Source organism: Macromonas nakdongensis, from assembly GCF_002837145.1.
In the GTDB taxonomy this organism is placed as follows: domain Bacteria; phylum Pseudomonadota; class Gammaproteobacteria; order Burkholderiales; family Burkholderiaceae_C; genus Macromonas_B; species Macromonas_B nakdongensis.
Map to the genome: position 1 here is coordinate 1 of NZ_NWMV01000037.1, position 6,360 is coordinate 6,360.

7 protein-coding genes and 1 pseudogene are annotated in these 6,360 nt (G+C 69.4%); 1 reads left to right on the plus strand and 7 read right to left on the minus strand.

Annotated elements, in window-relative coordinates:
• From CON77_RS06435 to CON77_RS06455, 5 genes are all read right to left on the minus strand, one after another.
• Positions 1-939: NYN domain-containing protein (locus CON77_RS06435; RefSeq protein WP_157826857.1), on the minus strand; the 939-nt coding region annotated here is incomplete at its 3' end.
• A 31-nt stretch (positions 940-970) separates the two neighbouring features.
• Complete coding sequence (locus CON77_RS06440) at positions 971-1,552, minus strand: chorismate--pyruvate lyase family protein (protein WP_101048310.1); 582 nt, start codon at positions 1,550-1,552, stop codon at positions 971-973.
• Between the two features lie 49 nt (positions 1,553-1,601).
• Positions 1,602-2,534 carry a prenyltransferase gene (locus CON77_RS06445; RefSeq protein ID WP_198552283.1) on the minus strand — a complete coding sequence of 311 codons (933 nt, stop codon included), beginning with the start codon at positions 2,532-2,534 and terminating at the stop codon, positions 1,602-1,604.
• A 16-nt stretch (positions 2,535-2,550) separates the two neighbouring features.
• The gene (locus tag CON77_RS06450; protein ID WP_101048312.1) at positions 2,551-2,910 is read right to left on the minus strand and encodes a carboxymuconolactone decarboxylase family protein; all 360 of its coding nucleotides are present in this window, start codon (positions 2,908-2,910) and stop codon (positions 2,551-2,553) included.
• Positions 2,911-3,260: 350 nt separating this feature from the next.
• Positions 3,261-3,878: a glutathione S-transferase C-terminal domain-containing protein gene (locus tag CON77_RS06455; protein ID WP_101048313.1), complete on the minus strand. Its 618-nt coding sequence runs from the start codon at positions 3,876-3,878 to the stop codon at positions 3,261-3,263.
• Between the two features lie 82 nt (positions 3,879-3,960).
• Here CON77_RS06455 and purB point away from each other — a divergent pair, with 82 nt between their 5' ends.
• Positions 3,961-5,409, plus strand: coding sequence for an adenylosuccinate lyase (gene purB / locus CON77_RS06460; RefSeq protein ID WP_101048314.1), 1,449 nt, complete (start codon positions 3,961-3,963; stop codon positions 5,407-5,409).
• Between the two features lie 96 nt (positions 5,410-5,505).
• On the opposite strand, the gene CON77_RS06465 is transcribed toward purB, so the two are convergent.
• Together CON77_RS06465 and CON77_RS15115 are read right to left on the minus strand one after the other, a co-directional pair.
• A complete protein-coding gene (locus CON77_RS06465) occupies positions 5,506-5,946 on the minus strand; it encodes a DUF3717 domain-containing protein (RefSeq protein ID WP_101048315.1) in 441 nt (146 codons plus the stop codon).
• Between the two features lie 76 nt (positions 5,947-6,022).
• A pseudogene (locus tag CON77_RS15115) lies at positions 6,023-6,360 on the minus strand (M48 family metalloprotease); the annotation flags it as partial.

Genomic DNA, 6,360 nt, shown 5'->3' on the forward strand with positions numbered 1-6,360 from the left:
GGTCGCAGGCTGGTGGAAATAGCTGCCCACCGGGCGCTCCACCGGCCCTTCGGCGCGCTCGGGGGTGACCCGGTCCGGGCTGGCACGCTCGGCCGCCGGACGCTCGGGCACGGCCGGCGTCGCACCGCTGCGGCGAAACACGTAAGCCCCCGATTTATCGTCGCGCCCAAACTCCAGCAGGCCGCGCGCCTGCGCCTCTTCCAGCAAGGTGCCGAAGGTGCGGAAGCCGTAATAGCCCTCGCTGAAGTCCGGTTTGCGGCGCTTGATCGCCTCCTTCAGCATCGACGCCCAGATCTTGCCCGTGTCGCCGCGCTCGGCCACCAGGGCCTCGAAAGTTTCCACCGCCATCTCGATGGCCTGGCTGCGCCGCGCCTCCAGGCTGTCCTTGCGTTGGCGTTCCTCTTCCGGCGTGCGGCGCGGCGCGGCTTCCGCCGGCTGGGAGCGGGCCTGGTGGCGCTGGCTTTCGCGCACCAGGTCGTCGTAAAAAATGAACTCGTCGCAGTTCGCGATCAACAGGTCCGAGGTGGACTGCTTCACCCCCACGCCGATCACCTGCTTGGCGTTTTCGCGCAGCTTGGACACCAGCGGCGAAAAGTCCGAATCGCCGCTGATGATGACGAAGGTGTTGACGTGGCTCTTGGTGTAACACAGGTCCAGCGCGTCCACCACCAGGCGGATGTCGGCCGAGTTCTTGCCCGACTGGCGCACGTGCGGGATCTCGATCAGCTCGAAGTTGGCCTCGTGCATGGTGGCCTTGAACCCTTTGTAGCGTTCCCAGTCGCAATAGGCCTTCTTCACCACGATGCTGCCCTTGAGCAGCAGGCGCTCCAGGATTTTCTTGATGTCGAACTTGTCGTACTTGGCATCGCGCACGCCGAGGGCGACGTTCTCGAAGTCGCAAAACAGCGCCATGCTCAGGTTGTCGGGGGAGGTGGCCATGGAAGGGGGTCTCGAAACGGGTAGGGGCCCATCATACGGAATGGGGCGCAGGCGGCGCCACCGCGGGCCGGATGGCACCGGTGACGGGGGCGGCCAGAAAATCGAAGGCTTCGGTCAGCAGCAAGGGGGCGCCGCCACGCCGGTGAACGCGCCGCCGGGCGGGGGTGGCCAAGGCACGCTCGGTGCCGGCCTGCGGCCGCAGGCCGACCCACGCGAACTCCAGTGGGGACCGCTGCAGCCCCGGCAGGCTGAACAGCAACTCCCCCAAAGGGCGCCGGCCCAGGGTGGCCACCGCTTGCCAGGGGTTGTGCCCCCCCCAGTCGGGGATCACCGTGCGGGCGCGCACCAGCACCTGGCCCGGCACCTGCAGCCGGACTTCGCGCACCCAGCAAGCCGCATCCGCCGCCAGGCCCAGGCATTCGCCTTCGTCCGCGGCGGGCGAGCGCAGGCCCTCGTCCAGCACCTCCACCGCCAGCGTCGGCCAGCGCGCACGCAGCCGGGCCGTGATCGAACCCGCCTCCCGCAGCCACGACAGCGTGTCCGGCGCGACCGCGTGCCGGACGATGTCGCGGGTGTCGGGGCACCAGGGGGAGGGCAAGGGCAGGACCAGCATGCGCCTACCTTAACGGATTCGCGCGCACCACACCCCCCCGGTCGGCGCATCAGCCCCCGAGCCACGCCAGGCGGGCCAACCCCGCGGCCACGCCCAGGCCATGCAGCACCGCCGCGGCGATGGTGAGCACGATGGCCGGCGCCAGGCGCTGCGGCTGCAGGCGCCGCCGCCACAGCAGCAGCGCGGCCGCGGCGGACAACGGCCCCGACAAGCACCCCCACAGCACCGGCACCGGGAGCGCCCAGGCCCACACCCCCAGGGCCAGCCAGGCGTGGGCCATCAGCGCCAGGCTGGCGTACAGCACCGCCGCCCCGCTCGGCCCCAGGCGCACCGCCAGGGTGAGCTTGCCGACCCGGCGGTCGGCCGCGGCATCGGGCACGCCGTTGATGAGCAGGATGTTGGCCACCAGCAAGGCCAGACCGACCCCGCTGCAGGCCGGGAGCCAGAAGAAGGCCTGGCGCTGCACGTAGTCGGCCCCCAGCACCACCAGCCACCAGGTCAGGGCCACGGCCAGTTCGCCCCAGCCGCGCGTCATCAGCCGCAGGGGCGGCGCCGAGTAGGCCCAGGCCAGCAGCAAGCCGCTCAGCCCGATCAGCCACAGCCCGCCGCGGCTGTGTGCCGCCAGCCACAAGCCCCCCAGAGCCACCAGGCCCAGCAAGCCCCAGGCCACGGCGCGCGTGGTCCGCACCGACACCTGGCCGCGCTGGATCAGGCGGCTGCCCCCGGTGAAGGGGAACAGGCCCTCGGTGTTGGCCGCGTCGGCGCCGTTGCAGGCGTCGTGGTAATCGTTCAGCACATTGGCGCCGGCGTGGGCCAGCAGCGCCAGCACCAGCGTGGCCAGGGCGCGGCCCCCATCGAAGCCGCTGTGCGCGGCGGTCGCCCAGCCCAGCAGCACCGCCACCGCGGTGATCACCAGAAAACCCGGCCGCGTCATCGCCCACAAGGTGGGCCCGGTGAGGGCCGGCGCAGGGGCTTCGGTCATGGCAGGCAGGGCGGTGTCAGGCCGTTTGCGCGGCCGGGCCCAGCGTGTCCCAGGCCTTGAGCGCCTCGGCCGCGTACATCAGCGCCGGGCCACCGCCCATGTACACGCACACGGCCAGCATTTCCTCCAGCTCACCGCGGGTGGCGCCCAGCTTGTGCAGCGCCTTGACGTGGAACCCGATGCAGCCCGAACAACGCTGGCTCACGCCAATGGCCAGCGCGATCAGTTCCTTGTGCTTGGTGCTCAGGGCGCCTTCGGCCATGGAGGCCTGGGCCAACTGGGCAAAGCCCTTCATCGCATCGGACTGGGTTTTGCGGAATGGCCCCAGGCATTCGTTGATGCCCTGGATCAGGCCGGGGTGGTCGAAGGTGCTCATGCCAACTCCTGCTGAATACAGCCCCCAGTATGCACACGGAGCCCGTCCAGGGTTTGACGCAGGTCATGAGCGCGGCACCATCGGCTCACATTTTGTTGCACTCCTGGCGCCAAGTCCCCACCTGAGACGGGAACTTTGGCCTGGCACCGCCACACCAACACCGCAGATGGCCGCCCCACCGGCGCGCCCTCCCCGTTTAGCTGTGTTGCGAAGCCAGCCGACCCTTGTGGTCGCAGACACCCCCGAGGGCGATTCTCCTCCTCCCTCCCTCCTCCTCTTGCTCCGGGGGGCTTCGCAGCACCTTTTCTTGCGCAGGGACCGCCACCGGTCAGTCCTGGCCGGCCAACCGCTCAGACCGGCGGTCGGGTGTCCTGGAAGCTGGGGCGCTGGGCCAGCTTGTCGTACAGCTTGGCCAGGTTGGGGTGCTCGTGGCGCCAGTCGATCTGGGGGAAGCGGAAATCCAGGTAAGCCAGGGCACAGCCCACCGCCACGTCGGCCAGCGACAGGTGGATGCCGTGGCAGAAGGGCTTGTCGGCCAGACCGCGCGCCATGGCGCGCAGGGCCTGGTGGACCTTGCCCAGTTGCCGGTCGATCCAGGCCTGCGAACGCTCGCCCTCGGCCCGGCCACCCCAGGTGGCCTCCAGCCGGGCCAGGATAGCCGCGTCCATCAGGCCGTCGGCCAGGGCTTCCCAGGTTTTGACTTCGGCGCGCTCGCGTCCGCTGCCGGGGATGAGTTTGCCCACGGGCGAGAGCGTGTCCAGATACTCGACGATGACGCGGGAGTCGAACACCGCCTCGCCGCCTTCCATGACCAGGCAGGGCACCTTCCCCAGGGGGTTGGCGTCGCCGATGGCGGTCTGGGCGGACCACACGTCTTCCTCCAGAAACTGGAATTCGAGTTTCTTTTCGGCCATGACGATGCGGACTTTGCGCACGTAGGGGCTGGTGGTGGAGCCGATCAGTTTCATGTTTGGTGTGGAGTGTCCCTGGGCGGCCATTTTAGCCAGCGGGGCGGGGCCCTCGGGCCGGGCTTTTACAATCGGGGCCATCATGCAAGCACCCACCACCGTTGAATTTTCCCCGGTCACCGCCCTGTCTCCGCTGGACGGCCGCTACGTCGGCAAACTGGCCGCGCTGCGCCCCTTCATGAGCGAGTACGGTTACATGCACCGCCGCGTGCAGGTCGAACTGGCCTGGTTCGAGCACCTGAGCGACGCCGGCTTCGCCGAATTCCTGCCGCTGTCCGCCGCCGCCCGCGCCCACCTGCGCAGCGTCGTCGCCAATTTCAGCCCGGCCGACGCCGAAGCCATCAAGGCGATCGAAAAAACCACCAACCACGACGTAAAAGCGGTGGAGTACTGGATCCGTGGCAACGCCGCCATGGGCGTCAAAGGCGCCTTCGACGGCTGGCCCGAGCTGCAAAAGGCCGGCGAGTTCGTGCACTTTGCCTGCACATCCGAAGACATCAACAACACCAGCCACGCGCTGCAGATCAAGGCCGGGCGCGACCAGGTGCTGCTGCCGGGCCTGGACGGCATCATCGAGAAACTGCGCGGCATGGCGCACACCTTCGCCGCCGTGCCCATGCTGAGCCGCACCCACGGCCAGACCGCCAGCCCCACCACCGTGGGCAAGGAACTGGGCAACGTGGCGGTGCGCCTGGCCGGCGTGCGCGCCAAGATCGCTGACGTCAAACTCATGGGCAAGATGAACGGCGCCGTGGGCAACTACAACGCCCACCTGAGCGCCTGGCCCGAGTTCGACTGGGAAGCCTTTGCCCGCGCCGTGGTGGAAACGCCCGAGCCGACCGCCGACACACCCGCCGACGCCAAGATCGGCCTGGGCCTGACCTTCCAGCCCTACTCCATCCAGATCGAGCCGCACGACTACATGGCCGAGCTGTTCGACGCCGTGGCACGCAGCAACACCATCCTGATCGACCTGGCGCGCGACATCTGGGGTTATGTGTCGCTGGGTTACTTCAAGCAAAAGCTCAAGGCGGGCGAAATCGGTTCGTCCACCATGCCGCACAAGGTCAATCCGATCGACTTCGAGAACGCCGAAGGCAACCTGGGCTTGGCCAATGCGCTGTTGAAGCACCTGAGCGAAAAGCTGCCCATCAGCCGCTGGCAGCGCGACCTGACCGACTCCACCGTGCTGCGCAACATCGGCGTGGCGCTGGGCTACGCGGTGCTGGCGCACCAGTCGCTGATGACCGGTCTGAACAAGCTGGAGTTGAACGAGGAAGCGCTGGCCGCCGACCTCGACGCCGCCTGGGAAGTGCTGGCCGAGCCCATCCAGACCGTGATGCGCCGCTACGGCGTGCCGGGCGCCTACGAAAAGCTCAAGGAAGTGACCCGCGGCAAGAGCGTGACCAAAGAAGCGCTGCACGGCCTGATCGTCTCGCTGGACATTCCGCAAGCCGACAAAGACCGCCTGCTGGCCATGACGCCTGCGAGCTACATCGGCAAGGCGGTGGCGCTGGCGCAGCGCGTCTGACCGCCCCGCGCTCCACCGAAGCCACCGCCCCACCGCGGTGGCTTTTTTTGTGGGCCATCGCCCCGGCGGGTGCGAATGGCGGGGCCGCAAGCCCGCTCAGGCGGCGGGCGGCCCATCGGCCGCCGTGGGGCGGTTTTCCACCGCCCGTTCGGCGTAGGTGTTGAAGCGCCAGGCCAGGCTGTCCAGGGTGATGCGGCGCCAGGTGGCGCGCTTGGCGACCGGCGTCATCTCGGGCCAGCGCTGCACTTCGTCGAAGGTGCGGCCGCAGCCCTTGCACAGTTCGTCGCCCTGGCTGGTGGAGCAGATGGCGATGCAGGGCGTGTCGGGCGTGGTGTCGTACCAGACCTTCCAGGCGGCATAGGCGGGGCGCGGCATGGTGTCGGCATCGGCCTCGTCGGCGTGGTAATAGACCATGAGCGCGTACACCTCGGCCAGGGCGCGGGTTTCGGGGGGCAGCGACACGCCGTCGGGCGAGGGGCTGCGGGCGCGCCAGAAATTGATGGCCGCCTCGATGTCGGTGATGTGGATGCCTGCCATGGTTGCGTGCCTCAGGGGTGGCGATGATAGCCCGTTGCCGGCGCCGGTGTGGGCCGCCGGCGGGAAGGCCCGCGGCTCAACGGGCTTCGGCTTCGCGCAATTGCTCGCGCACCAGGCGTTCGGTGTCGCGCACGCGGGCGTCCAGGATGGACAGCTCGATGTGGTCGCCACCGGCGCCGCCCCGCGCCAGTTGCTGGGCCGACTTGAAGCGCTCCAGCGCCCCCGGGGCGTCCAGGTGGGCCAGGCGGGCTTCGGCCTCGGCGCGGGCGGCACGCACGGCTTGGCCCAGGGCCTGGTGCAGACTGGCCAGGGTTTGCCAGGCCGAGGCGTCGCGGGGGTGCAGGGCGGTCCAGGTTTGCAGGCGCTGGCTGGCCCGCCGCTGGGCCGCGGCGTCGGCGCCCAAGGCGCTGCGGG